The following is a 25,109-nucleotide window of genomic DNA, read 5'->3' as shown; positions in this document are numbered from 1 at the left end:
AACCAGATCACAGTACCGCGCGTCCGCCTCGCGGGCCACGGCGTCCCAGGTGCGGTGCGTGCGTGCCCACTGCCGGCCCGCGCGGGCCAGCCGGGCGGCGTCGTCGGGGCGGGAGGCCAGACGACGCACGGCGGCCGCGAGCGCGGCGGGGTCCTCGGGGGGGTGTGAGTAAGCCGGTGTGCTCGTGGTGGACGGACTCGCGCAGCGCCGGGAGGTCGCTGGCGATCACGGTGGCGCCCGCGGCCATGGCCTCGACGGGTTTCAGGGGGGTGACGGTGCGTGTGACGGTGCGGTCCTTGCGGGGGATGAGGAAGATGTCGAGGGCCGCGGCGTGGACGGGGGCGTGGGCGCGGTCCACGCGGCCGGTGAAGGTGACGGTCGCGGTGAGGCCGAGGTCCCGGGCGAGGCGTTCGAGTGCGGGGCGGGCCACGCCGTCGCCGGTGATGCGCACGCGCAGGGCGGGCAGGGAGGGGGCGAGCAGCGCGGCGGCGCGCAGGAGGTCGTCGAGGCCCTCGTAGTCCACGAGGGAGCTGACGGTGCCGATGATCAGGTGGTGGGGGTCCAGTCCGAGTGCGGCGCGGGCGTCGTGGCGGGTAGGCACGGCGCGCAGGTAGTCGCGTCCCACGCCGTTGGGGGCGAGGTCCACGCGCGGGGGTGGGGCCTCGGGGCCGAGGGCCGCGGTGAGTGCGGTGATGCGCTCGGCCATGGCGGTTCCGAGGGTCACGGTGCGGTCCGCGGCGGCCACGGCCTGGGCCTCGCGGCGCTGGAATCGTTCGTAGCGGGCGGAGGCGAGGGCCTCGGGTCCGCGGGTCGCGGCCCAGGTGTCCGCGAGCAGACCGCGCACCTCGTAGACCCACGGGATCCCGATGGCCTCGGCCACGGCCCGCACGGCGAGCGCGTTGACGTGGTGGCTGGTGGTGTGCAGCACGGCGGGGCGGATCTGCAGGGCGAGGCGCAGCAGGGCCTCGGCGTGCTGCTGGACGCGTCCGGTGGCGGTGGGTGCCAGGTGGGCGGGGAGGATGCGGTGGTAGGGGATCCCGTCCACGGTGTCGGTGTGGTGAGCGAGGCTCCTGCCGACCTGCACGGGGTAGCCGGGGCGGGTGGCGGCGTGGACGTCCCAGCCGCGGTCCCGCAGGGCCGTGGCGCAGGAGTGGGTGCGCTGGGCGTAGCCGCTGCCGGTGTGGGGCAGGGAGTTGGTCACGGCGTAGAGGAGGGTGCGCTCGCGGGGCTGGTAGCCGGGGACGGGGTCCAGGTGGGGGGTGAAGTCCCCCAGCAGGTCCCGTTCGGCGCTCAGGCGCAGGTGGAGCGCGCGCTCGCCGCGGGTGGCGGTTCCGGCGTGCTCGGCGTGCCGCAGGGCCTCGACGGCGCCGTCCACGTCGCCGCGGTGCCAGGCGAGCCGGGCGCGGGTGGCGGCCGCGCCGCGGGATCCGCGGGGCAGCGGCTCCAGCAGGGTCTCGGCGAGACCGGGGTCCCCGGTGGCCAGGGCCACCTCCGCCGCTCTGCGCCGGGCCGCGGGGGGCCACGCCGCGGGCGCGTCGTGCAGCAGGGCGCGGGCGGCGTCGTCCCGGCCGAGCACGTGCAGGGCGGTCGCGCGTGCCGGGACCGCCCGCCCGCCCGGCAGCCGGGACACGAGGCGCGCGGCCGGGACCACCCAGCGGCGCGGCAGCCGGCGGGAGAGCTGCAGGCAGAACACCACGGGGTCCTCACCTACGTGGTGGACCACCGTGGCGGCGGTGAGCCACAGGTTCACGGCGATCTCCCGCGCGCGGCGGACGGTGGCCGGGGCCCGGCGCGTCACGCGGGGTCCTGGTGGGGGCGCCAGCTGCGGGAGACGGCTTGTGCGAATCGCGCGGTGCGCGGCAGCAGCCCCACCCCGCGGGCCCGTGAGTGCTCCCGCACGGTGGCGCGCAGGTGCTGGTCGTACTGCACCGCGAGGTCCGCGTAGTCCGCGTTGTGCGCCACCCACGCCCGTCCGGAGCCGGTGGTGAGCAGCCGCGAGCGGTCCCGGGCGAGCCGCGTCCACAGTGCGGCGATCGCGGCGGGGTCCGCCGGGACGATGTCCCCCTCCCCCGCCTCGGTGAGCACGTGGGCGGCCTCTCCCCGCACCACGGCCGTGATGTGACGGCCCACCGCGAGCACCTCGTAGGTCTTGGACGGGATGGTGTCCTCGAAGGACTTCCAGTCGTCGCGCAGGGAGATCACCACGGTGTCCGCCTCCCGGTAGCGGTCGAACACGTGCTCCCGGTACTCCGGGGGCAGGAAGCGCACGTCCGCCCCGAGGGTCACGGCCAGACGTTGCAGGGCGGGTTTCTGGCTGCCGTGACCCACCATGGTCAGTTCCACGGCGTCCCCCGCCAGGTGGGCCGCGCGGATCAGCCGGTCCAGGGACTGGGACTCGCCGTGGTTGCCCAGGTACAGCACGCGCAGCCGCTCCCGCCGCGGCGGTGGCGGGGGCAGCTGGGGCGTGCGCTCCAGCAGGATCCCGTTGCGCACCGTCACCACGTGGCGCACACCACGACGCCGCAGGGTCCGGGCGAAGCCCTGGGTCACCGTGACCACCAGGTCCGCACGGTTCTGCACGTGGACCACCGCCCAGTTGACCAGGGACCGGGAGCCGCCGCGCACCAGGGACGCGTCGTGGGCGAGGTTCGGCCACGCGTCTCGCATCTCCACGACCAGCGGGATCCCCTTCACCCGCGCCACCAGCAGAGCCGAGGCCAGCAGTGGCAGGGACGGTGCGGTGACCACCACCACGTCCTGGGGCCCCGTGAAGCACCCCAGCAGGGCCGAGCCCGCGGCGCTCACCAGCTGGTCCAGCAGCTTCCCCGCCCGGTGGTCACCCACGAACAGGTACGGGACACGGTGGATGCGCTCCCCCAGGAACCCAGGCTGGCGCCGCCACGGGCGCCCCCGCGTGCTCGCGGAGAAGTCCGGGCCGGGACCGTAGTGCGCCACGGGGCACACCACGGACACGCGCCAGCCCCGCTCCCTCAGGTGGCTGACCAGGGAGGACCACCGGCGCTGCGGCGGGGAGTGCTCGGGCCAGTAGGAACTGGTCAGGAGCAGGACGTTCAGCGGGGGTCCGGACGCGTCCTGGGCCTCTCGCATGGGGGCTGAGGTGTTCATGGGCCTCTCGCGTGGGGGGTCACGAGGTGGGAAGGAACGTGGGATGGGGGCAGAGCTGGAAGCAGGCGGGGCCGGGAGCGGACCTGAGGGCGGTTACCTGCGGGGGGGGGCGAGGACGGCGCCCGGGCGGTGTCCCACCCGGGCGCCGGTGCGTCACTGGCCCTGCGTGCCCACGGACTGCGCGTACTGGTCCAGGGTCCCGTCCGAGATGGCCTTGCCGATCTGCTTCATGGCATCCTGGTCCGCCACGATGATCGACTGCCCGTCCGCGGAGGTCCCCACACCCTTGTTGGGCACCGTGAACATGTGGATGTCGCCGCTGCCCAGACCCACGAGCTTGGGGGCCTGCTGCGCGATCCAGCCCGCGGTGAGACCGTCGCTGACCGTGAGGTACGGGGAGATCTGCTTGACCACCTGGTTCAGCTTCACCGGGTTCGTCAGGGTCCCCGCGCTCACCAGCTCGTTGAGCATGGCCTGCAGGTAGGCTCGCTGGTCGCGCACCCGCTGGTAGTCGCCGTCCTGGAACGCGTAGCGCTCGCGCACGAACGCGAGGGCCTGCTCTCCGTTCATCTTCTGGGGCCCGGCCTCGAAGTGCTGCCCGCCCTGCGCCGTGAAGGCGATGGGCACGTCCACCGTCACGCCGCCGAGGGCGTCGGTGAGCCCCTCGAAACCGGCGAAGTCCACCATGGCCACCTCGTCCACGCGGGTGTCGAAGTTCTCCTCGATGGTGCTCACCATCTTCGGCATGCCGCCCTGGTCCAGGGCCGCGTTGATCTTGGCCTCACCCACCCCGGGGATGTCGACCCACGTGTCACGCATGATCGACATCACGTACATCTGGCCCCCGTCCTCGGGGATGTGCAGCAGCATGATGGAGTCCGCACGGGAACCGGTGACGTCCGGGTCCTGGCCCTGGGGGCGCTTGTCCGAGCCCAGCAGCAGCACCGTGGTGCCGCTGTCCTCCTTGGAGCCTTTGGCCGGGCGGCTGGACTCCTCGGGGAACGCGGACTCCAGGTTGTTGGCGCCCTTCTCGAAGTTGCGCCCGATGTTCCACACGAACAGTCCCGCGGCCACCGCCACCACCAGGACCAGCCCGAGCAGCACCAGCAGGATGTTGCGGCCCGTGTGCCGCTTGCGGGGCGCAGGGCGCTCGTCGTTGATCTCGTACTCGTTCTGGGACACGTGGCACTCCGGGGCTGGGGGGATGTCGGATCGGGCGGCGCTCTCCGTGCGCCGGTCACTGCATGGTCCCACGAGCCCGACGCCGCCGGGCGGCACGCGGGCCGCAGATCCTCAGTTGCTTTCGCACATAGTACCTAGGGCACCCGGTGGATCCACTCGTGCGTGCCGAACTTCTCGTCGATGAGCTTCCAGGCCGCGGTGAGCTCGCCGTCCCGGACCGCCCCGGCCGTGGCGCCGTAGCGGTCGGTGAACGTGCGGCTCAGCGCGGCGATCACGTCCTGCCGGGCCATCCCGGTCTGGCGACGCAGCGGGTCCACCCGCTTCTTGGCGGAGCGGATGCCCTTGTCCGAGATCTTCTCCTGCCCGATCCGCAGCACGTCCGTCATCTTCTCCGCGTCGATGTCGTAGCTCATGGTCACGTGGTGGACCATCCCGCCGTTGGCGAAGCGCTTCTGCGCGGCGCCGCCGATCTTGCCCTGCGGCGTGGCGATGTCGTTGAGCGGCACGTAGAACGCCTCCACCCCGAGCTCCGCGAAGGCCTGCATGACCCACGCGTCCAGGAACGGGTAGGACTCCGCGAAGCTCATCCCGTCCACCAGGGTCTGCGGGAGGTAGAGGGAGTAGGTGATGCAGTTGCCGGCCTCCATGAACATGGCCCCTCCCCCGGACACGCGGCGGACCACCTGCACCCCGTGGCGCCGTGCACCCTCGGGGTCCACCTCGTTGCGCACCGACTGGAAGGAGCCGATCACCACGGCGGGCTCGTCCCAGTCCCAGAACCGCAGCGTGGGCGGGCGGTGCCCCGCGCCCACCTCCCGGGCCAGCACCTCGTCCAGGGCGAGGTTCTCCAGCGTGGGCCGCACGGTGGCGGGCACCACCTCCCACGCGTGGTCGCTCCACGTGGTGGCCCTGCCGAGGGCGCGCCGCACGGCGGTGACCACGGCGCGGGCGTCGAAGCCGAACAGCACGGCCCCTGCGGGCAGCGCGGCCTGGATCCGCTCGGTCATCTCCTGCGCGGAGGTGTCCTCGTGCAGCCCCGTGAGAGCCGCGTTGATGTCCGCGAGCGCCTCGTCGGGCTCGAGGAAGAAGTCCCCGTTGACGGAGACGTCCGTGAGCCGGTGGTCGGTGACCGTGAGGTCCGCGACCACCAGCTTCCCGCCCTGGACCTTGTACTCGCCGTGTGCGCGTGCGGTGGTCATGCCTCGACCCTTCCTGGTGGTGGGTTCCGGTCGCGTCCCGGGGTGCGTGGGCGGCGTCGTGCGCGCCCGGTGCGGGGTGCGGCCGAGTGTCCTCCCCCGATGGTAGGCCTGCCGCGGACCGGTGGCCGGGCGGTCCGTGTCCCGGATCGACCCGGGGGCGTGTTGCGCGTACCATAGTGGGTTGGTGTGCCCGCTCGGGCGCACCGCATCCGAGCAACGCCGTGCCTGGCAAAATCCAGGCACCGACAGAAGGTTGACACCATGAAGGCTGACATCCACCCGGACTACCACCCGGTTCTCTTCCGTGACCTCGCCTCCGGCAAGGTCATTCTGACTCGTTCCACCGCCACCTCCTCCAAGACGGAGACGTGGGAGGACGGCGACGAGTACCCGATCATCGAGGTCGAGATCTCCTCCGAGTCCCACCCGTTCTACACGGGCAAGCAGCGCATCATGGACTCCGCCGGCCGTGTGGAGCGCTTCAACCAGCGCTTCGCGAACTTCGGGAAGTCCAAGTAGTCCGGACTTCTCCCCTGACGCCCGGTCCACCCTTCGGTGGGCCGGGCGTCTTCACGTCCGGGCCCGTTCTCGCGCAGGTTCGCACTATTCCCGGGCGGTACTCCCGCGCCGGGCGCCCCCGTGGAGCCGCCCGTGCACGGCCCGTCACACTGCCCGGATGACGACACCTTGGCGCAGATCGTCACCCTTTCGTGATCTTCCCCCTAGGATGAGCCTGGCTCTTGTCCCCCCAGGCCCCGGCGCACCCCCCGATCCGTGCCGTGGCCACGAAAGGTTCCCCACCCATGGCGCTCCGTCGTACCCGCGTGCTCGCAGCACGCCCCCCTGCCCCTGTCCGCACCGCTTCCGCGTTCCGCACCTCACGGGACGACGCCGCCGCGGGCCCCTGGAACGCGCTGGGCGGCGTCGTGCGCCGGGCCACGCTGCCCCTGGCCGTGACGGCCGCACTGGTGCTCGCCGCGCAGCCGGCCGCCGCCGCACCGACGGCCCCGGCCCCCGAGACTCCGGCGAGCACCGTGCCCTCCGATCCCCCCACGGAGACGGACCGGGTGATCGTGAAGTTCAAGGACACCGCCGTGCCGGAGGCCACCAAAGAGAAGGTGGTGGGTGCCGCGGCCGAGCACGCGCTGACCCGCGCCCCGGAGGTCGCCGGACGGGTCAAGACCACGGCCGCGCAGGCGGACGTGATCAAGCTGGACCGTGAGCTCGACGAGCGGGAGCAGGAGAAGGTCCTCGCGAAGATTCAGGCCGATCCCGCCGTGGAGTACGCGGAGGCGGACCGCCTCGCGTCCACCTCCTGGGTGCCCAATGACACCTACACGAACTACCAGTGGACCCTGTGGCCCCAGCAGGGCGGTGTGAACTTCACCCAGGCGTGGGACCTCTCCCGCGGCAACGGCCAGACCATCGCCGTGCTGGACACCGGGATCACCTCCCACGGGGACCTCAACTCCAAGGTGGTCCCTGGCCGGGACTTCATCAACGACACCGCCCTGTCCCGTGACGGGGACCTGCGCGACGCCAACCCCCAGGACCAGGGCGACTGGAGCGCCGCCGGCGAGTGCTCCCCCGCCGCTCGCAACTCCTCGTGGCACGGCACCCACGTGGCGGGTCTCGCCGCGGGTGTGACCAACAACGGCAACGGCATCGTCGGGGCCGCCCCGGGCGCGAAGATCCAGCCGGTGCGCGTGCTGGGCAAGTGCACCAACGGGTGGGTCTCGGACATCGCCGACGCCGTCGCGTGGTCCGCCGGCGCACCGGTGGCGGGACAGCCCGCCAACCGCACCCCCGCCACGGTCATCAACCTCTCGCTGAACTACCCGGGCGAGTGCGGGACCACCATGCAGAACGCCATCAACGCCGCCGTGAACCGGCGGGTGCCCGTGGTGGTTGCAGCGGGCAACTCCGCGGTCAACGCGGGCGGAACCGCCCCCGCCAACTGTGCGAACACCATCGTGGTGGGCGCCTCGGACAACAACGGCAACACGGCCGGCTACTCGAACACGGGCGCCGTCGTCGACGTGCTGGCACCGGGCGGCACCAGCCAGTACCCGATGCTCTCCACCGTCAACGCGGGCACACGCGGACCCGCCGGGGCCACGTACGGGAACATGTACGGCACGTCCATGGCCACTCCCCTGGTCTCCGGCACCGTGGCGCTGATGAAGCAGCGGGACCCGGCCATCACCCCCGCGCGCGTGGAGCAGATCCTCAAGTCCACCGCCAGCGGGCGCCTGGGGTCCCTGAACCTCAACCCGGCGGCCGCGGTGCGTGCCGTGGCTCCCACCGACCAGGCTCAGGCCTCCTACACGGTCTCGGGCGGGATCGGCACCACGTGGCGCGCCACCGGGGGCGCGGCCAAGTGGGGCAACCCCGTGATGAACGAGGCCAACGCCGCGAACGGCGGGCGATACCAGGAGTTCGTGAAGAACGGGCGGAAGGTAACCATCTACTGGTCCAGCGCCACGGGCGCGAACGTCGTGGAGAACTCCACGGTGATCGGCAAGAAGTTCATCGCGGCCGGTCGTGAGCGCGGCTACGGTTTCCCGTCCTCCGGCGAGGCTCGTGTGAACGGCGGTTCCTACCAGATGTACCGCAAGGGCAGTTCGGTGACCAAGACCCTGTGGAGCGCCCGCTCCGGTGCCCACGCGGTGAAGGAGACCGGGGGGATCGGCGACGCCTGGAAGCGGGCCGGACTCGAGCGCGGCTGGGGCTGGCCCACCACGGACGAGTACACGAGCAACGGCGAGGTGCGCCAGCAGTTCTCCAACGGCGTCATCGCCCACTGGACCGCCAAGCGCGGGGTGTGGACCACGCGCTGACGGCCCTCGCGCCACCTCGCCGCTGACACGCCGACGGGCGGTTTCCCACCAGGGGAGCCGCCCGTCGTCGTCTGTGAAACCGTGCCCGGTGGGCGCCCCTCGCACCGCGTGCCCGTCGCCGGGCCCTGGGGAGCCCTCACCGGGCTCGAGCGCGACGACGCCGCCCTGTACGGACCGCGGCTCAGCGGCCTCAGCGCGGCCGCGTCTCCCAGAACGCCACCGCACTCGCCGCCGCCACGTTGAGCGAGTCCACCCCGTGGCTCATGGGGATGATCACGTGCCGGTCCGCGTGGTGCAGGGTGGCCGCCCCCAGCCCCTGGCCCTCGGTGCCGAGGATCAGTGCGAGCTTCTCCGGTGCCTCGGCCGCCAGGGCGTCCACGGTCACGGCGTCGTCGCTCAGGGCGAGTGCGGCGGTGAGGAACCCGGCGTCCTTGACGCGCTGCAGGTCCGCGGTCCAGTGCTCCAGGCGCACCCACGGAACCTGGAAGACCGTGCCCATGGACACCCGCACCGCGCGCCGGTACAGAGGGTCCGCGCAGCGCGGGGTGACCAGCACGGCGTCGACGTCCAGGGCCGCGGCCGAGCGGAAGATGGCGCCCACGTTCGTGTGGTCCACGATGTCCTCCAGGATGGCCACGCGCCGCGCCGAGGCCAGCACCGACTCCAGGGGCAGCGGCTCGGGCCGGTGCATGGCCGCCATGGCGCCCCGGTGCAGGTGGAAGCCGGTGATCTGCTCCAGCACCTCGTCCGCGCCCACGTACACGGGCACGTCGTATGCCTCCAGCACGTCACGGAGGCCGTCCAACCATTTCTCGGCCATGAAGAAGGACCGAGGCCGGTGCCCGGCGTCGAGCGCGCGGCGCAGCACCTTGGAGGACTCCGCGAGGTACAGCCCGCGCTCGGGCTCCAGCTTCCGGCGCAAGGACACGTCCGTGAGGCTCGTGTAGTCGGCTACGCGGGGATCGGCGGGATCGCTCAGTTCCACGATGCGCTCGGACAGGGGTGCGGGTGAGGTCACGGGACTTCCTGGGTCGTCGGGATGGGAATTCGTTGTGGTGCGTGCCGGGCGTGCACCGGGCCGGCGCGCGGGATCCGGGAGGGCCGCGGACGGGCCAGCGCGGCGCGATCTGGGCGCGCGCACGTGCTCGTACGCTCGCCGGAGGCTCTCGTCAGAGCAGCTTGGACACCATGTTCGCCAGTGCCACCAGCCCCAGGACCACGATCACGCTGCGCAGCACCACCGGGGACATCCGCTTGCCGATCTTCGCCCCCAGCCACGAGCCCACGGTGGAGCTCACGGCGATGAGCAGCACGACCCACCAGTTGATGCGCTCGAACGCGAGCAGCACATAGGAGACGGCGGCCACGATGTTCACCGCGGCCACGAGCGCGTTCTTCACGGCGTTCGCGGACTGCAGCGGAGCCAGCAGGAACACCCCCAGGATGCCCACGAGCAGCACGCCCTGCGCCGCCACGAAGTACCCGCCATAGATCCCGGCCAGGAACACGAGCACGTACAGGATCGCGGGCTGCCGCGCGCCGTCGGGCTGCACGGACGACGACGCCGTGCCCCCCTCGGCGGGGACAGCGGCGTCGTGCCCCGATGCGCCCTGAGAGGCACCCGGGGTGCTCGCCTGGCGCTCCTTGCGGGCACGCACCACGGCCTGCAGCCGCGGCTGGAACACCACGAACAGCAGGGCCACCACGATCAGCGCGGGCGCGACGACCTCGAAGACCTCTTCGGGCAGGTGCAGCAGCAGCACGGCACCGATCACCCCGCCGGCCACCGAGCACGGCAGCAGCTTGAGCAGGGTGCGCCTGAGCCCGCGCAGCTCGCTGCGGTAGCTCCAGGCGCCGGTCAGGTTGCCCGCGATCAGCCCCATCGCGTTGGACATGGACGCCGTGACCGGGGGAACCCCCATGGTCACGAGCACGGGGAACGTCACGAGGGTTCCCGAGCCCACGATGGTGTTGATGGTCCCGGCCCACAGCCCGGCCACCAGGATGAGCAGCACCTGCCACCACTCGAAGCCCACGGCGCCCCCGGCGCCGAGCAACTGGGTGGGAAGGGCTGCGCTGAGGTGCATCATGCGGGCGGCTCAGCGCGCGAACGCGGCGTAGCGGTGGCCCACCCTGACGAGCTTCAGGGCCATGTCGAACGTCTCGGAGAGGTTCTTCTGGGTCATCACCTGCCCCACGGGCCCCGCGGCCACGATCCGACCCTCGCGCAGCAGCAGCGCGTGCGTGAAGCCGTCCGGGACCTCCTCCAGGTGGTGGGTGACCATGACCATGGCCGGGGCGGCCTCGTCCCGGGCGAGCTCGTCCAGGCGCTGCACGAGCTTCTCACGGCCCCCCACGTCCAGACCGGCGGCCGGTTCGTCCAGCAGCAGCAGCTCGGGGTCCGTCATCAGCGCACGCGCGATCAGCACCCGCTTGCGCTCCCCCTCGGACAGAGTCCCGTAGCGGCGCTCCCGCAAGGGGGCCAGGCCCCACGCGTCCAGCAGCTCCTCGGCGCGCGCCGCGTCGGCGGCGTCGTACTCCTCCCGCCACCGCCCGGTCACGCCGTACGCCGCGGTGAGCACCACGTCCGCCACGGACTCCGCGTGCGGGATCTGCCCGGCCAGCGGCGCGGAGCTGACACCGATGCGCGGACGCAGCTCGAACACGTCCACCGCCCCGAGGATCTCGTCCAGGATGTCGACCATCCCGCGGGTGGGGTGCAGCCGTGCCGCGGCAATGGACAGCAGGGTGGACTTGCCCGCGCCGTTGGGGCCCAGGATCACCCAGCGCTCGCCGTCCTGCACGGTCCAGTCCACGGAATCCAGCAGGGTCTTCTCACCGCGGACCACGGTGACGTCCACCAATTCAAGAACTGCACTCATGACGGCAACTCTAGTGCCCGGGGCCCGCCGCTCCGCAGTCCGGCGCACCGGCGGCGGCCTCCCGGAGCGGGACGCGGTTCACAGGTCCAGGAAGAACCGCAGGGCGTCCAGGTTGGGCAGGCTCAGCTGGGTGTCCGCCACGGCACGCAGCGCGGGCTTCGCCCGGTACGCCACGGACAGTCCCGCGGTGCGGGCCATCGGGACGTCGTTGGCGCCGTCCCCGACCACCATGACGTCCTCGGGGGCCACTCCCAGCTCCTGCGCCCACTCGACGACGAGGCGGGCCTTGGCGGCGCCGTCCACCACGGGGCCCGTCACTCGGCCCGTGAGCACGCCGTCCTGGACCTCCAGGGTGTTCGCGGCGTGGCGCGTGAGCTCGAGGGTTTCCGCCAGCGGGGCGAGCACCTGCTCGAATCCGCCGGAGACGGCGGCCACCGCGTGACCCTCCTTGAGCAGGGTGCGCACGAGCACCTGCGCGCCCGGGGACAGCCGCACGGCGGCGGCGACGTCGCCGATCACCTCCGCGGGCAGCCCCGCCAGCACGGCCACGCGCTCGCGCAGGGACTGCTCGAAGTCGATCTCCCCGCGCATGGCCCGCCCGGTGACCTCCGCGACCTCGGCCTCGCGGCCGGCGTGGGCCGCGAGCAGCTCGATAACCTCTTGGCGCACGAGCGTGGAGTCCACGTCCAGCACCACGAGCTTGCGGCGCTCGTGGTGCATCCAGCGGCGCTCGACGACGTCGAGGTCCACCCCGGGCACCAGTTGCTCCTGCGGGTCCGGCTGCAGTGCGCGGCGCAGAGCGGGGACGTCCTCGACCTCGGCGGGGATGCTCAGGGCGTTGTAGCCCTCCACGTCCGCGGCCTGGTCGTCCGAGGCGGTGCCGGTGACGCGCACCCAGGTGGGCGAGTCCACGGGGATCCCGGCCCGCTGCACGGCGTCCACGACGGCGCGCGTGGCTTCCTCGTCCGGTGAGACGGAAAGGGCGACGACGGCACAGTTCTGGGGCATGGCCGCAGTGTATCGGCCACGCGGTGGGGCGCACAAAGCCCGCGGGCCCCCGCCGCCGGTCGTCGCAGGGTGCGCGGCGCGCGGGACCGGTATGCCTGCTCACCGCTCGGGTGTGTGCCACGACCGGGGCCCGGCCCGGGCGCGGATCCGCTACGCCCGGTGCCGGCCGGGGGTGCCCACGCGCGAGGGCCACCACGAACGGGGCCCGACGTCCAGCACCAGGGCGGGCACCAGCAGCGAGCGCACCACGATGGTGTCCAGCAGCACGCCGATGGTCACGATCACCGCCAGCTGCACGAGGAACAGGATGGGCAGCACGGCCAGGGCCGCGAAGGTGGCCGCGAGCACGATGCCCGCGGAGGTGATGACCCCGCCGGTGGTGATGAGCCCCGCGAGCACGCCCGCGCGGTGCCCGGCGCCGAGCACTTCCTCGCGCACGCGGCTCATGAGGAAGATGTTGTAGTCGATGCCCAGCGCCACCAGGAACACGAAGCCGAACAGGGGCACGGTGGGGTCCGCCTGGTTGAGGTCCAGCAGCTCGAACACGAGGGTGGATACTCCCAGCGCCGCCAGGAAGGACAGCACCGTGGTGGCGATCAGCAGCACGGGCATCAGCACGCTGCGCAGCAGGACCATGAGCACCAGCAGGATCACCACCAGGATCACGGGGATGATCACCGCACGGTCCCGCTCGGAGGCGGCGATGGTGTCCACCTGCACGGCGGAGGTGCCGCCCACGGCGGCCTCCGGGGTGATCTCGGCCAGCTCCCCGCGCAGCCGCTGCACCGCGGCCTGGGCCTGCTCGGAGTCCGAGGCGGAGGTGAGGGTGGCCTGGATCAGCACGTCCCCGCGGCTCACGGTGGGCTCGACCCCCGCGAACGGCCCGGCCTGCGGAGCGGGGTACGGGAGGGTCCCACTCGGGGAGTCGCGCGCGGTGAAGGCAACCGAGGCGACGTCGTCGTCCGCGGCGAGGTGCCGGGCCACGTCCTCGGCCTCTGAGCGGGCGGCGATGATGTACACCGGGTCCCCGGAGCCGCCCGGGAAGTGGCGCTCCAGCACGGCGGTGCCGTCCCGGGCCTCGGACTGCCCCAGCACGAACTCGGACTCGGGCACGCCGTCCGCGTCCAGCTGGGTGGCTCCGACCGCGGCCACTCCGAGCAGCAGGGTGCACACGAGCCACACCGCGCGCGACCTCCGGTCCACCAGCCGGGCCACGGCGGGCCACACGCCCCGGTGGGCGTAGGGGTCCATGGCCTGCGCGTGCGCCTCGGGGTGCTCGTCCACGCGCGGAGTCTTGGGCCACAGCGCCACGCGGCCGAAAACCGCGAGCAGGGCCGGCAGCAGGGTCAGCCCCGCGAGGATCGCGAAGACCACGCCGATGGCCGTGGCGGGACCCACCCCGCGGTTGGAGGAGAGGTCCGAGAGCAGCAGGCACAGCAGACCGGCGATCACGGTGGCCCCGGAGGCCAGCACGGCCGGGACGGTGCCCCGCCACGCGATCCGAGTGGCGGTCCAGCGGGACGAGGTGGTGTGCAGGGCCTCCCGGAACCGCGCGGTGTAGAGCAGCCCGTAGTCGGTGGCCGCGCCGATCACGATGATCGACATGATGCCCTGCGTCTGCCCGCTCAGGGCGATCACGCCGCGCTCCGCCAGCAGGTACACCGCGAGGATCGCCCCGCACAGCGCCGCCACGCTCGTGAGCAGCACCAGCAGCGGGAGCAGGGGCGAGCGGTAGACGACCACCAGGATCACCAGCACCGCGAGCAGCGCGACTCCCAGCAGCAGCCCGTCGATGCCGGAGAACGCCTCGGAGAGGTCCGCCACGAGACCCGCGGGCCCGGTCACCGCCACGGCGAGGCCCTCCGGGGTGAGGTCCGTCAGCTTCTCGCGCAGCCCGGCCACGGCGTCCCCGGTGTCCGCGGCGGAGTCCAGGAGCACGACCACCTCCACGGCCCGTCCGTCCTCGGACGGGATGGGCGGCGAGACCTCCAGCACGTCGGCGGCACCCGCCAGCTCGCGGGTGCCGGTGCGGATCCGGTCCAGCTGGGACGCCGTGATCTCGGACTGTGACTCCATCACCACGATGGCGGGGATCCCATCCGTGTCGCGGAACTCCCCCAGCCGGTCCTGCACCTGCGTGGCCTGGGAATCCACGGGCAGGAAGTCCGCCTGCGAGTTGGACGTGACGTCCGAGAGCTTCCCGAACGTGGGCCCGCCCACGCCCATGACGCCGAACCACACGAGCACGAGCACCACGGGGGTCAGCCAGCGCAGCCACCCGGGTACACCGGTGCCGCCGCGCAGACGGCCCCTGTCGCGATCCGACGAGGTGCGAGTCATCGGGCCAGCGGCACGGCCCCCGCCCGCGTTCTGCGGGCCCTCAGCACTCTCCCGCGCGGTCGCGCCCTCCGGTACGGTCGGCGGGACTCCCCTCAGCCGGCTGCTCACCTTGGGGGATGGCTCGGGGTTGCTCGGCATGTCTCACCTGGGGTCTCGAAGCGAGGGCGACCGTCCGCGCCCTGCGCTGCGGCCCTGATGACGACGCCGCTGCACTGCACGCCGCGGGTCACTGACCCTCATGCTACGGGTCCGGCCGCGCCCTGCCCAGGTGCCCGGGCCCCGGCCGCGGGGCGGCACGTGTAGGCCGTAGTGGGGGCATCCACGGGGGCGTCCGGATGTCACTATGTATGAAAGCAAATACATGCTCATACATTTGATATGCCGTCTCGGCACATCCCTCACCGAAAGGCCCGCCTTGGCTCAGCGACCCTCCCCCGTTCTCCTGCTCTCCGGCGGCACCGTGGCTCTCGCACTGCTGTCCGGGTGCGGATCCACCACGTCCTCCGTGGCACCCGCTCCGACGCAGAGCTCCGCCGCGTCCAGCTCCTCGACCGAGACGGTCACTGCGCCGTCGTCCGACGCGGCCCAGACCGTCGAGGCCGCCGAGACGCCGGCCGATGAGAGCACCTCGTACGTGGCGGTCGCGGAGAGTTCCGCCCCCGAACCGCCCGCACCGAGCCCGGCCAAGGACACGACCGGTTCGCGTTCCCCGAGCGGTGACGACGCGGAATCCGGCGCGAGCAGCAGCACGGGCAAGGGCGGCGTGTCGCAGCACAGCGCCACCCGCAAGGCGTCCGAGTACCTCGCGTTCACGGCATTCTCCCGCAGCGGTCTGATCGAGCAGCTGCAGTTCGAGGGCTTCACCGCCCAGGAGGCCACGGCCGCCGTGGACAGCCTCTCCACCAACTACGACGAGCAGGCCGCCAAGAAGGCCGAGGACTACCTCCGCACGTCCGCGTTCTCCCGCAGCGGTCTGATCGAGCAGCTGCAGTTCGAGGGCTTCACCACCGAGCAGGCCACCTACGGCGTGGACACCACCAGCCCGGACTACATGGCGCAGGCGGCCAAGAAGGGCAAGCAGTACCTGGACATGTCCGGGTACTCGCGTGCGGCCCTGATCGACCAGCTCGTCTTCGAGGGCTTCACCCCGGAGCAGGCAGCGCACGGAGCCACCGCGAACGGGCTCTGAGACCGGGGACGCTCAGGCTGCGAGCCGGCAATGAGAAAACCCCGTCCGACCGATGGTCGAACGGGGTTCTTCTCTGTGCGCGAGGGGGGACTTGAACCCCCACCCTCTAATACGAGGACTAGCACCTCAAGCTAGCGCGTCTGCCTATTCCGCCACCCGCGCAGGTGTCCGGGCCGGTGGGGTTCGTGCGAACGAAACCCCGGTGGTCCTCGGCAACGACAGAAAACCTACCACAGTTCCCAGCACCGTTCGAACCGGGGCGGGCCCGGAACGCGAGGACGCCGCACGCGCGGTCCGCGTGCAGCGTCGTCCTCGGCGGGGCTTAGTTGGTGAGCGTGACGGTGCCGGTCACTGTCCCGCCTGGGAGAGGAAGTCCTCGGCCCCGCCCACGAGCTCCACGTGCCCGGACTCCACGTCCGCGGTGACCATCGCGGCGATCTCCTGGGCGAACTCGTTGACGGTGTAGAGCTTGCCGGCCGCAGCTCGCCGCTCGTCCAGGGCACCCGGGCGGGCACGGTTGAGCAGCGTGGCGGTCACGGTGCCCTCGATCATGTCCGCGGAGACCACCACGAAGCTCACGCCCTGCTGCGCCATCTCGGGAACCCTCGCCGTGAGGGTGTCCTCCCCCGCACGCTTGGAGCGGGCCACGGCGTCGTACTCGGGCATGGTCTCGACCTCGTTGATGAAGTGCGCCTGGTGGCTCGTGACGAACACCACGCGGCCACCCTCGGGCAGCAGGCCGAGGGCCTCGGTGAGGGTGTCGTTCTGCGCGTCGCGGTTGAGCTTCAGGGCGTAGTCCTCGCCGAGGTCCGTCTCCATGCCGCCGGAGGCGTTGAGCACCAGCACGTCCACGCCGCCGAATTCGTCCACCGCGGCGCGGAACAGACCGCTGCGGGACTCCGGGTCCGTGATGTCCGCCTGCACGGCGATGGCGCGGCCGCCGGCCTCGGTGATCTCCTTGACCACCTTGGTGGCGCGCGGGGCCTTCTGGCGGTAGTTGATCACCACATTGGCGCCCTGGCCCGCGAGGATCTTGGCGGTGTCCGCGCCCACCCCCCGCGAGGATCCGGTGATGATCACGGTCTTGCCGGCCACTGTGCTCATGCATTCTCTCCTTCGAAGGGGTGTCACGGGCGGGTGCGAGATCAGTGACCCACGCCCAGCCCGCCGTCTACGGGGATGATAGCGCCGGAGACGTAGGCGGCGTCCTCGGAGGCCAAGTACTTCACGGCACCGGCCACCTCCTGGACGTGGCCGAAGCGTGCGGCGGGGATCATCGAGAGGTAGTTCTCGGTGACGTCCTCGGGCAGCTCGTCCGTCATGGCGGTGTGGATGTAGCCGGGGGCCACCACGTTGGCCGTGACACCGCGGGAGCCCAGCTCACGGGTGATGGCACGCGCCATCCCTATCAGCCCGGCCTTGGACGCCGCGTAGTTCGCCTGCCCGGGGGCCCCGGTGTAGCCCACCACGGAGGAGATGAAGATCACGCGGCCGCGCTTGAGGCGCATGAAGCCCTTGGTGGCGCGTTGCACCACGCGGAAAGCACCGGTGAGGTTGGTGTCCACGACGTCCTGGAAGTCCGCCTCTTTCATGCGCACCAGCAGGGCGTCCTTGGTGATCCCCGCGTTGGCCACGAGCACCTCCACGGGACCGAACGTCGCCTCGACCTCCTTGAACGCCGCGTCCACGGAGGCGGAGTCGGTGACGTCCGCCTTCACGGTGTGGGCACCCTCGGGGCCGTCGTCACCGGAGCGGGACGTGACCACCACGTTGTCCCCGGCCGCCACGAACGTCTCCGCGATGGCGCGGCCGATGCCGCGGTTGCCGCCCGTGACGAGCACGGTGCGGGCGGCGGGGGGATTCTCTGACATGGTGAAACCTTCCGTGGAGGTGTGGAGGCGGCGGGGCACCGCGTCCGGGGGATCGGGAACGTCACAGCATCCTAACCGCCCCCTGACCTGGTGGGCTCCCCCCACTTGGGGTGCCACCGCAACGGTGCGACAATGGTCAGCACGCTCACAGCCAGTGGTGAAAGCGTTGCCCGCGGGCTCAGCGCGCAGGACACTCAGCGGAGGACCGGTTCCCATCACACGTTCGCAGCATCAGACGCACGGTTCCACCGAGGTGCACTCCATCACCTCGGCGGTGGATCCGCACACCACGGACATGACCCGCCGCATGAAGGTCTACGCGGTGCAGATGGGTCTGCGCGTGCTGTGCATCATCGGGGTGGTCCTGATCGACAATCTCGTGGCCCGGATCCTGCTGATCGTGGGGGCGGCCCTGCTGCCGTGGTTCGCGGTGATGCTTGCCAACCGGGGGGCGGACCGCTCCGAGCGTGCCGGCTCGGCCTACCAGCCGCCCGCGCGCACCGAGCTGCCCACGGTCGCCGAGACCCGGGACCGCGCCCCGGATCCGGACACCGTGGTGGTGGACGCCGAGTACACGGTGCACCCCGTCCAGCGGCAGCTGCCACCGGCTCCGCCCTCGGCCACCCGGCGCAACTGAGCGCCCCCAGCCCCACTCTCCCCGGGAGGAACGTCACACGGTGCACTTCGATCTGCTCGGCTCGCTGGAGCCCCACCCCTCGGGGGACGACGACGCCGCCCCGGTTCCCGCGCGCGACACGCACCCCGCGGTGTGCTCGCGCCGCGGCTGCCGTGCTGCCGCACGGTGGGCGCTGCGGTGGAACAACCCCCGCGTCCACACCCCGGAACGCCGCAAGACGTGGCTCGCGTGCGACGAGCACCGCGAGCACCTCGCCGACTTCCTGGGCCAGCGCGGCTTCCTGAAGTCCGTGGACCCGTTCCAGGACCCCGCACCTGCCCCCGACGGCTGCGCACCGGGCTCCGAGGACCCGGCGGCGACCCCGGAGGGTCCCGCCCGAGAGGTGTCGGCACCGGGCCCCGAGGGCGCCACCGCTGGGACCGGGGGCGGGCGCACCCGGGGCGGCAGCGGCGTCGTCGGGACCGGTTCAGAGGGGCGGCAGCCGTGATGCGCAAGTACTCGTTCCTGACCACCCCGGCGTGGATCGGCTGGTTCCTCATGGCCTGCGCGGCCGCGGTGGTGTGCCTGTTCCTCGCGCAGTGGCAGATGACGCGCAACGACCACCTGGTGGCCGAGAACACCAAGATCACGAACAACTACGACGCCCCCGCCTACGACCCCGCGCGGGGCCTGCCTCTGTTCCAGGACTACGACGACTCCGCCACGTGGCACCCGGTGCGCCTCGAGGGCACCTACCTGCCCGAGGACACGGTGCTGATCCGCAACCGGCCCCACGACGGGCGCGTGGGCTACGACGTGCTCGTGCCGCTGCGCACCACCGAGGGCCCCGTCGTGGCGGTCAACCGCGGGTGGATCCCCACGGACGACTCCGCCAACGGGATGCCCTCCGCCGTGCCCGCGCCCCCGGCAGGGACGGTGACCGTGACCGCGCGGCTGCGCCCCTCCGAGGCCACCGTGGACCGGGGTGCGCCGGAGGGCCAGGCCGCCTCGATCGACCTGCCCGCCCTGAGCTCCCGCTGGGGTGAGGACCTGGCCACCGGTGGCTACGGCGACCTCGTCTCCGAGGACCCTTCTGCGGCGCACACCCCGCAGCCCGGTGAGCGCCCGGAGGTGGCCTACGGCCCGCACCTGTCCTACTCGATGCAGTGGTACGCGTTCGCGGTGCTGGTGTTCGTGGCCTACGGGTACTCGGCGCGCCAGCACGTGAAGAACGAGGAGTGGGACCGTGCCTACGCGGCGGAGGTCGAGCGGCAGCTGGCCCGCTACTATGACGCCGAGGGCACCTACATCGGGGACGTGGACGAGTCCCTGGTGATCCGTCAGCTGCAGATGGCCGACGACATGCCCGCCCACCTGAAGTCCCTCTACCGCCCGAAGCGCACGCGCGTCTCGTCCGTCCCCACCGCGGAGGACGAGGAGGACGCCCTGCTGGACGCGCTCGAGGCGCAGAACCGCCGGTGAGGCGAGCGGGCGGCGTCGCCCGTCCCGTGCCCACCACACCCGTGAAGGAGTTGCCGTGAAGATCACCGCCGCCGTGCTGGACGAGATCGGGCTGTCCCGCCCGTACGCCGAGTCGCACCCGCTGTCCATGCAGGAGCTGGAGCTGGACGGTCCCGGCCCGGGCGAGCTGCTGATCCGGGTGCGGGCGGCCGGGGTGTGCCACTCGGACCTGTCCGTGGTGGACGGCAACCGGCCCCGTCCGATGCCCATGGTGCTCGGTCACGAGGCCTCGGGCATCGTGGAGCAGGTGGGCGAGGGTGTCACGGACGTGGCCCCCGGGGACCAGGTGACCACCGTGTTCCTGCCGCGCTGCGAGCAGTGCGAGAACTGCGCCACGAACGGCAAGCTGCCCTGCACCCCCGGCACCGAGACCAACAACGCCGGGCTGCTGCCGGGCTGGGCCCTGCGGCTGCACCGGGACGGACAGGACGTGCACCACCACGTGGGCGTCTCCGGCTTCGCGTCCCACGCCGTGGTGAGCCGCCAGTCGGTCGTGCCCGTGGGGGCGGACGTGCCCCCGGAGATCGCCGCCGTGGTGGGCTGCGCCGTGCTCACGGGCGGCGGGGCCGTGCTCAACGCGGGGCGCCCCTCTGAGGGGGACACGGTCATGGTCGTCGGTCTGGGAGGCGTGGGCATGGCCGCGCTGCTGACCGCGCTGTCCCTGGAGGAGGGGCCCGTGATCGGTGTGGACGCCAACCCGGAGAAGCTCGCGCGCGCCACCGAGCTGGGCGCCACCGCCGTGCACTCCCCCGAGGAGCTCGCCGAGAACGGCGTGCGGGCGCAGGTGGTCATCGAGGCTGCTGGGCACCCGCGCGCCTTCGAGACGGCAGTGGCCGCCACCGCCCCGGGCGGCACCACCGTGACCGTGGGCCTGCCCTCCCCCGACGCGCGCTCCACCATCGCCCCGCTCGGGCTCACGGCGGAGGCCCGCACGATCGTGGGCTCCTACCTCGGTTCCGCGGTCCCCGCCCGAGACATCCCCGTGTACCTGGACCTGTGGCGCGCTGGCAAGCTGCCCATCGAGGAGCTGATCTCCGAGCGCGTGGCGCTCGCGGACATCAACGAGAGCTTCGACCGGCTCGCGGACGGCCGCGCGGTGCGCCAGGTCATCCTCTTCGAGGACTGACACCCGCGGCGCGCCGCCCGGGCGGCCCCGCGGCGTCGTCCCCGGCTCGCCGGACGGTGATCAAGCCAGGCTGATGAGGTCCTGGTACTCCTGGCTCCACAGGTCCTCCACGCCGTCCGGGAGCATGACCACGCGCTCGGGCTCGAGCGCCTCCACCGCGCCCTCATCGTGGGAGACGAGCACCACGGCACCCTCGTAGGTGCGCAGCGCGTTGAGGATCTCGTGGCGCGAGGCCGGGTCCAGGTTGTTGGTGGGCTCGTCCAGCAGCAGCACGTTCGCCGACGACGCCACGAGGGTTGCCAGCGCCAGTCGCGTCTTCTCGCCGCCGGAGAGGACTCCGGCGGGCTTGTCCACGTCGTCGCCCTGGAACAGGAACGAGCCCAGGATGGTGCGCACCTGGGTGTCCGCGAGGTCGGGCGCGGCGGACTTCATGTTCTCCAGCACCGTGCGGTCCGTGTCCAGGGTGTCGTGCTCCTGGGCGAAGTAGCCGAGCTTGAGCCCATGCCCCGCGACCACCTCACCGGTGTCCGGCTCGGACTGCCCGGCGAGCATCCGCAGCAGGGTGGTCTTGCCCGCGCCGTTGAGCCCGAGCACCACCACACGGGAGCCGCGGTCGATCGCGAGGTCCACGTCCGTGAAGATCTCCAGCGAGCCGTAGGACTTGGACAACCCCTGCGCGGTGAGCGGGGTCTTGCCGCAGTCCGCGGGCTTGGGGAAGCGAATGGCCGCGACCTTGTCCTGCACGCGCTCGCCCTCAATCCCCGCCATGAGCCGTTCCGCGCGGCGAATCATCTGCTGGGCGGCGGAGGCCTTAGTGGCCTTCGCGCGCATCTTGTTGGCCTGGTCCATGAGCACCCCGGCCTTCTTCTCGGCGTTCGCGCGCTCGCGCTTGCGGCGGGCCTGGTCCTGCTCGCGCTGCTGCAGGTAGTTCTTCCAGGTCATGTTGTAGACGTCCACCACGCAACGGTTGGCGTCCAGGTAGAGCACCTTGTTCACGACCATCTCCATGAGCTCCACGTCGTGGGAGATCATCAGCAGCCCGCCCTGGAAGCCGCGCAGGAACTCGCGCAGCCACACGATGGAGTCGTGGTCCAGGTGGTTGGTGGGCTCGTCCAGGAGCATGGTGTCCGCGTCCGAGAACAGGATCCGCGCGAGCTCCACGCGGCGGCGCTGGCCGCCGGAGAGCGTGTGCAGAGGCTGCTCGAGCACGCGCGCCGGGAGGTTGAGGTTGTTGGTGATGGTCGCGGCCTCGGACTCCGCCGCGTAGCCGCCGCCGGCCAGGAACTCGGACTCCAGGCGGTCGTAGCGGCGCATGGCCTTGGCGCGCACGGTCTCGTCCTCCGAGGCCATCTCCTCCTCGGTGCGGCGCAGCCGGGAGATCACGCCGGCGAGGTTGCGCGCGGAGAGGATGCGGTCCCGGGCCAGCTGGTCCATGTCGTCCACCTTGGGGTCCTGCGGCAGGTAGCCGATGGAGCCCGAGCGGGTGACCTCCCCCGCGGCGGGCAGCGTGAGCCCGGCCAGCACCTTGGTCATGGTGGTCTTCCCGGCGCCGTTGCGGCCCACCAGGCCCACCTTGTCGCCCTTGTCCACGCGGAAGTTCACCTCGTCCATGAGCAGACGCGCTCCGGCGCGCAGTTCGAGGTCGGTCACGGTGATCAACGGAGCAGGGCCTTTCGTGGGACGGTCACGCCGCGACGCGCGCGGGAACGGTGACGTCGGCGGTCGGTGCGGTGGCCCGGAGAGCCTCCGGGCATGCGGTCACCCCATGCGAGCGGGGAACCGCCCCAGTCTATCCGCTCGCGCAAATCCGCCACGGGGGCACCCGCCCCGCGGGCACCCCTTCAGAGGGGGGTCCCCCGCGGCTGGTCGCGTGCTGCGCCCCGTCCGCCGCGTTCCGCCCGCCGTGCTGCGGGCCCGCATGCGGCGCCGTGCCTTCCACCCCGCACCCGCGCTCGCGGGCCCCCTGCCGCGCGCGCCCCCGGACGACGACGCCGCCGCGCGCCGCCCGGCCGCCGCCTGGGCCGATCCCACCGGCCCAGCAACTAGACTGCAGCCCATGACAGAAGCCGCCCGCTCCCCTCGCACCGTGACCTCCTTCGACCTGGCCAACATCGCCGTGTTCGCCGCGCTGACCTGCGTGCTCTCGCTGGTCCCGGCCATCCCGGTGGGCCCGCTCGGGGTGCCGATCACGCTGCAGACCCTCGCGGTGCTCCTCACCGGCATGGTGCTGGGCGGCTGGCGGGGCTTCCTCGCCCTGGCCCTCTACGTGGTGGTCGGGCTGCTGGGTGTGCCGGTGTTCGCGGGCTTCTCCGGCGGGCCGGGCGTGCTCGGCGGGCCCTCCGTCGGGTACCTCCTCTCCTTCCCGTTCGCGGCCGCCCTGGTGGGCTGGCTCTCCCACCGCTTCGTGCGCGTGGAGCGCGTGAACCGCCCGGAGGGCTCCTCCGCGGTGGACCCGGACCGCCGCAGTGGGCTGCCCGTCAAGCTGTTCCTCGCCGGGCTGGCCGGGCTCGTGCTGACCCACGTGGTGGGCATCGTGGGCATGATGGTCAACGGCGGCCTCGCCCTGCCCGCCGCCGCGCTCGCTGATCTCGCCTTCGTGCCGGGAGACGTGGTCAAGGCCCTCGTGGCCGCGCTGATCGCCGTGGCCGTGCACCGGGCCTTCCCCCGCATGGCCGGAGCGGTTCTCTGAGTGGGCGGTGACGCCCACCCCGCTCGCACCCCGGCGCTGCGCTGCACGGACGTGACGGTCGTGGCAGACGGCCCCCGCGGGCCGGTGACCATCCTGGACCGGGTGGACTGCTCGTTCACCGCGCCCCGCACCGCGGTGATCGGGCTCAACGGCTCGGGCAAGTCCACCCTGCTGCGGCTGTTCAACGCCCTCGTGACCCCCTCCGCCGGCACCGTGGACACCCACGGCGTGGACCCGGTGGCCTCGCCCCGGCAGGCCCGCTCCCTGGTGGGCTTTGTGTTCACGGACCCCGCCTCCCAGATCCTCATGCCCACCCCGCTCGAGGACATCGAGCTCTCCCTCCGCACCCGGATCCGGGACCGGCAGCTGCGCACCCGCACGGCCACCGGGTGGCTGCGGCGCATGGGGCTGCAGGAGCGCGCCCACCACAGCGTGTTCGACCTCTCCGGCGGGGAGCGCCAGCTCGTGGCGCTCGCGGCGGTGCTCGCTGTGGAGCCCAGCGTGCTGGTGCTGGACGAACCCACCACGCTGCTGGACCTGCGCAACCGGCTGCAACTGCGCGAACTGCTCGACGGCCTCCCCCAGCAGCAGCTGATCAGCACCCACGACCTCGAGCTTGCAGCCACCGCCCAGCACGTGGCCGTGGTCCACGCCGCCCGGCTGATCGAGCAGGGTCCGCCCGAGCGGGTGATCCCCCGCTACCGCCGGTGGTGCGAGCACGGCTTCCCGGACGAGGCGCCCACCGGGGACCGGTCCGCGTGAACCGGGGAAGCGGCCCGGGCGAGGCGCGCGCCCACGACCGGGGCGGCGTCGTCCGCGGTCCCGGAACGCGGGCGTCCTCCGCGCGGAGGCAACGCACCCCGGCCCGGCTGCGCCGGGGCGGACGACGCCGCGCCCGCGGCGAGGACCTCCTGGGCAGCTACGTGCCCGGCACCTCGGCCCTGCACCGGTGCCCGCTGTGGGCCAAGGCCGCGCTGCTGCTCGGGGCATCGCTCGCCGTGATGCTGCTGCGCGCATGGCCCGTGTCCCTGGCCGTGCTGGCCCTGACCGCGGTGGTCTCGGCCAGCAGCGGACTCGGCCTGCGCCGCTGGGCCGCCTCGCTGCGTCCCCTGTGGTTCCTGGTGCTGCTGCTCACCGGGTACCACGTGCTCGCCACGGGTCCCGCCCGTGCCGCGGACGTTGTGCTCTCAATGCTCGCGGTGATCGCGCTGTCCCGCCTGCTGATCTCCAGCACCGCCCTGCCCCGGCTCATCGACGGACTCGTGCTGCTGTGCTCCCCGCTGCGCCGCGTGGGCGTGGACCCCGAGCGCGTGGGCCTGGCGGTGTCGCTGATGATCCGTTCCGTGCCCTGGCTCTTCGGCGTGATGTCCACCCTGCGCGACGCCGCCGCGGCCCGCACCGTGCGCCCGCACGCCGCCCGCCTGGTGACCCCCGCGGTGATCGCCGCGGTCGACTACGCCCACCGCTCCGGGGAGGCCCTCGCCGCCCGCGGCCTGGACTGACGGCGGCCCGGAACGGCC

22 protein-coding genes and 1 tRNA gene are annotated in these 25,109 nt (G+C 72.5%); 10 read left to right on the top strand and 13 right to left on the bottom strand.

The window, feature by feature from the left end; genetic code table 11:
• Nucleotides 1-7: 7 nt before the first annotated feature.
• The 4 genes from KRH_RS12880 to KRH_RS06135 all read right to left on the bottom strand — a co-directional run bounded on the left by KRH_RS12880 (nucleotide 8) and on the right by KRH_RS06135 (nucleotide 5,507).
• Nucleotides 8-1,798, bottom strand: coding sequence for a glycosyltransferase (locus KRH_RS12880; RefSeq protein WP_012398321.1), 1,791 nt, complete (start codon nucleotides 1,796-1,798; stop codon nucleotides 8-10).
• Complete coding sequence (locus KRH_RS06145) at nucleotides 1,795-3,126, bottom strand: glycosyltransferase family 4 protein (RefSeq protein ID WP_226905878.1); 1,332 nt, start codon at nucleotides 3,124-3,126, stop codon at nucleotides 1,795-1,797. Before KRH_RS06145 ends, KRH_RS12880 begins: the two co-directional genes overlap by 4 nt.
• Before the next feature lie 153 nt (nucleotides 3,127-3,279).
• The gene (locus KRH_RS06140) at nucleotides 3,280-4,308 is read right to left on the bottom strand and encodes an LCP family protein (RefSeq protein WP_041297359.1); all 1,029 of its coding nucleotides are present in this window, start codon (nucleotides 4,306-4,308) and stop codon (nucleotides 3,280-3,282) included.
• Between the two features lie 134 nt (nucleotides 4,309-4,442).
• Nucleotides 4,443-5,507 carry a lipoate--protein ligase family protein gene (locus KRH_RS06135; RefSeq protein WP_012398318.1) on the bottom strand — a complete coding sequence of 355 codons (1,065 nt, stop codon included), beginning with the start codon at nucleotides 5,505-5,507 and terminating at the stop codon, nucleotides 4,443-4,445.
• 261 nt (nucleotides 5,508-5,768) lie between these two features.
• On the opposite strand from KRH_RS06135, the gene KRH_RS06130 reads away from it, so the two are divergent.
• Nucleotides 5,769-6,026 (top strand): type B 50S ribosomal protein L31, encoded by a 258-nt coding sequence (locus KRH_RS06130; RefSeq protein ID WP_012398317.1) that lies wholly within the window; start codon nucleotides 5,769-5,771, stop codon nucleotides 6,024-6,026.
• A 284-nt stretch (nucleotides 6,027-6,310) separates the two neighbouring features.
• On the top strand, nucleotides 6,311-8,347 hold the full coding sequence (locus KRH_RS06125) for a S8 family serine peptidase (RefSeq protein ID WP_070105250.1): 2,037 nt from the start codon (nucleotides 6,311-6,313) through the stop codon (nucleotides 8,345-8,347).
• A gap of 190 nt (nucleotides 8,348-8,537) precedes the next feature.
• On the opposite strand, the gene KRH_RS06120 is transcribed toward KRH_RS06125, so the two are convergent.
• The 5 genes from KRH_RS06120 to KRH_RS06100 form a co-directional block, all read right to left on the bottom strand.
• Complete coding sequence (locus tag KRH_RS06120; RefSeq protein ID WP_012398315.1) at nucleotides 8,538-9,365, bottom strand: TrmH family RNA methyltransferase; 828 nt, start codon at nucleotides 9,363-9,365, stop codon at nucleotides 8,538-8,540.
• A 151-nt stretch (nucleotides 9,366-9,516) separates the two neighbouring features.
• Nucleotides 9,517-10,437, bottom strand: coding sequence for a sulfite exporter TauE/SafE family protein (locus KRH_RS06115; RefSeq protein ID WP_012398314.1), 921 nt, complete (start codon nucleotides 10,435-10,437; stop codon nucleotides 9,517-9,519).
• A gap of 9 nt (nucleotides 10,438-10,446) precedes the next feature.
• On the bottom strand, nucleotides 10,447-11,229 hold the full coding sequence (locus KRH_RS06110; RefSeq protein ID WP_012398313.1) for an ABC transporter ATP-binding protein: 783 nt from the start codon (nucleotides 11,227-11,229) through the stop codon (nucleotides 10,447-10,449).
• A gap of 78 nt (nucleotides 11,230-11,307) precedes the next feature.
• Nucleotides 11,308-12,237, bottom strand: a complete 930-nt coding sequence (serB, locus tag KRH_RS06105; protein ID WP_041297358.1) for a phosphoserine phosphatase SerB — start codon at nucleotides 12,235-12,237, stop codon at nucleotides 11,308-11,310.
• Nucleotides 12,238-12,387: 150 nt separating this feature from the next.
• On the bottom strand, nucleotides 12,388-14,577 hold the full coding sequence (locus KRH_RS06100; RefSeq protein ID WP_012398311.1) for an MMPL family transporter: 2,190 nt from the start codon (nucleotides 14,575-14,577) through the stop codon (nucleotides 12,388-12,390).
• Nucleotides 14,578-14,992: 415 nt separating this feature from the next.
• Here KRH_RS06100 and KRH_RS06095 point away from each other — a divergent pair, with 415 nt between their 5' ends.
• Complete coding sequence (locus KRH_RS06095; RefSeq protein ID WP_041297357.1) at nucleotides 14,993-15,766, top strand: Ltp family lipoprotein; 774 nt, start codon at nucleotides 14,993-14,995, stop codon at nucleotides 15,764-15,766.
• 76 nt (nucleotides 15,767-15,842) lie between these two features.
• Here KRH_RS06095 and KRH_RS06090 read toward each other — a convergent pair.
• The 3 genes from KRH_RS06090 to fabG all read right to left on the bottom strand — a co-directional run bounded on the left by KRH_RS06090 (nucleotide 15,843) and on the right by fabG (nucleotide 17,637).
• Nucleotides 15,843-15,928, bottom strand: a tRNA-Leu gene (locus KRH_RS06090).
• 186 nt (nucleotides 15,929-16,114) lie between these two features.
• The gene (locus KRH_RS06085) at nucleotides 16,115-16,870 is read right to left on the bottom strand and encodes an SDR family oxidoreductase (protein ID WP_041297356.1); all 756 of its coding nucleotides are present in this window, start codon (nucleotides 16,868-16,870) and stop codon (nucleotides 16,115-16,117) included.
• A gap of 41 nt (nucleotides 16,871-16,911) precedes the next feature.
• Nucleotides 16,912-17,637 carry a 3-oxoacyl-ACP reductase FabG gene (gene fabG / locus KRH_RS06080; protein WP_012398308.1) on the bottom strand — a complete coding sequence of 242 codons (726 nt, stop codon included), beginning with the start codon at nucleotides 17,635-17,637 and terminating at the stop codon, nucleotides 16,912-16,914.
• A 253-nt stretch (nucleotides 17,638-17,890) separates the two neighbouring features.
• On the opposite strand from fabG, the gene KRH_RS06075 reads away from it, so the two are divergent.
• The 4 genes from KRH_RS06075 to KRH_RS06060 are packed head-to-tail and all read left to right on the top strand — an operon-like array spanning nucleotide 17,891 to nucleotide 20,900.
• Nucleotides 17,891-18,274 carry a DUF3099 domain-containing protein gene (locus tag KRH_RS06075; protein ID WP_226905880.1) on the top strand — a complete coding sequence of 128 codons (384 nt, stop codon included), beginning with the start codon at nucleotides 17,891-17,893 and terminating at the stop codon, nucleotides 18,272-18,274.
• A 40-nt stretch (nucleotides 18,275-18,314) separates the two neighbouring features.
• The gene (locus KRH_RS12445; RefSeq protein ID WP_012398306.1) at nucleotides 18,315-18,761 is read left to right on the top strand and encodes a hypothetical protein; all 447 of its coding nucleotides are present in this window, start codon (nucleotides 18,315-18,317) and stop codon (nucleotides 18,759-18,761) included.
• A complete protein-coding gene (locus KRH_RS06065) occupies nucleotides 18,761-19,735 on the top strand; it encodes an SURF1 family cytochrome oxidase biogenesis protein (RefSeq protein WP_041297355.1) in 975 nt (324 codons plus the stop codon). Before KRH_RS12445 ends, KRH_RS06065 begins: the two co-directional genes overlap by 1 nt.
• Nucleotides 19,736-19,790: 55 nt before the next feature.
• Nucleotides 19,791-20,900 carry an alcohol dehydrogenase catalytic domain-containing protein gene (locus tag KRH_RS06060; RefSeq protein ID WP_012398304.1) on the top strand — a complete coding sequence of 370 codons (1,110 nt, stop codon included), beginning with the start codon at nucleotides 19,791-19,793 and terminating at the stop codon, nucleotides 20,898-20,900.
• Nucleotides 20,901-20,960: 60 nt separating this feature from the next.
• On the opposite strand, the gene KRH_RS06055 is transcribed toward KRH_RS06060, so the two are convergent.
• Nucleotides 20,961-22,559, bottom strand: coding sequence for an ABC-F family ATP-binding cassette domain-containing protein (locus KRH_RS06055; protein WP_012398303.1), 1,599 nt, complete (start codon nucleotides 22,557-22,559; stop codon nucleotides 20,961-20,963).
• A gap of 397 nt (nucleotides 22,560-22,956) precedes the next feature.
• On the opposite strand from KRH_RS06055, the gene KRH_RS06050 reads away from it, so the two are divergent.
• From KRH_RS06050 to KRH_RS06040, 3 genes are read left to right on the top strand one after another with little or no spacing between them, the layout of a single operon-like run.
• On the top strand, nucleotides 22,957-23,589 hold the full coding sequence (locus KRH_RS06050) for a biotin transporter BioY (protein ID WP_012398302.1): 633 nt from the start codon (nucleotides 22,957-22,959) through the stop codon (nucleotides 23,587-23,589).
• 51 nt (nucleotides 23,590-23,640) lie between these two features.
• Entirely contained in the window at nucleotides 23,641-24,351 is a 711-nt protein-coding gene (locus KRH_RS06045; RefSeq protein ID WP_226905884.1) for an energy-coupling factor ABC transporter ATP-binding protein, read from the top strand.
• Entirely contained in the window at nucleotides 24,348-25,091 is a 744-nt protein-coding gene (locus KRH_RS06040; RefSeq protein WP_012398300.1) for an energy-coupling factor transporter transmembrane component T family protein, read from the top strand. The genes KRH_RS06045 and KRH_RS06040 overlap by 4 nt, the downstream gene beginning before the upstream one ends.
• Nucleotides 25,092-25,109 lie beyond the last annotated feature (18 nt).

Source organism: Kocuria rhizophila DC2201, assembly GCF_000010285.1.
GTDB lineage: Bacteria > Actinomycetota > Actinomycetes > Actinomycetales > Micrococcaceae > Kocuria > Kocuria rhizophila_A.
This window is presented reverse-complemented; position numbering and strand designations above follow the sequence as displayed.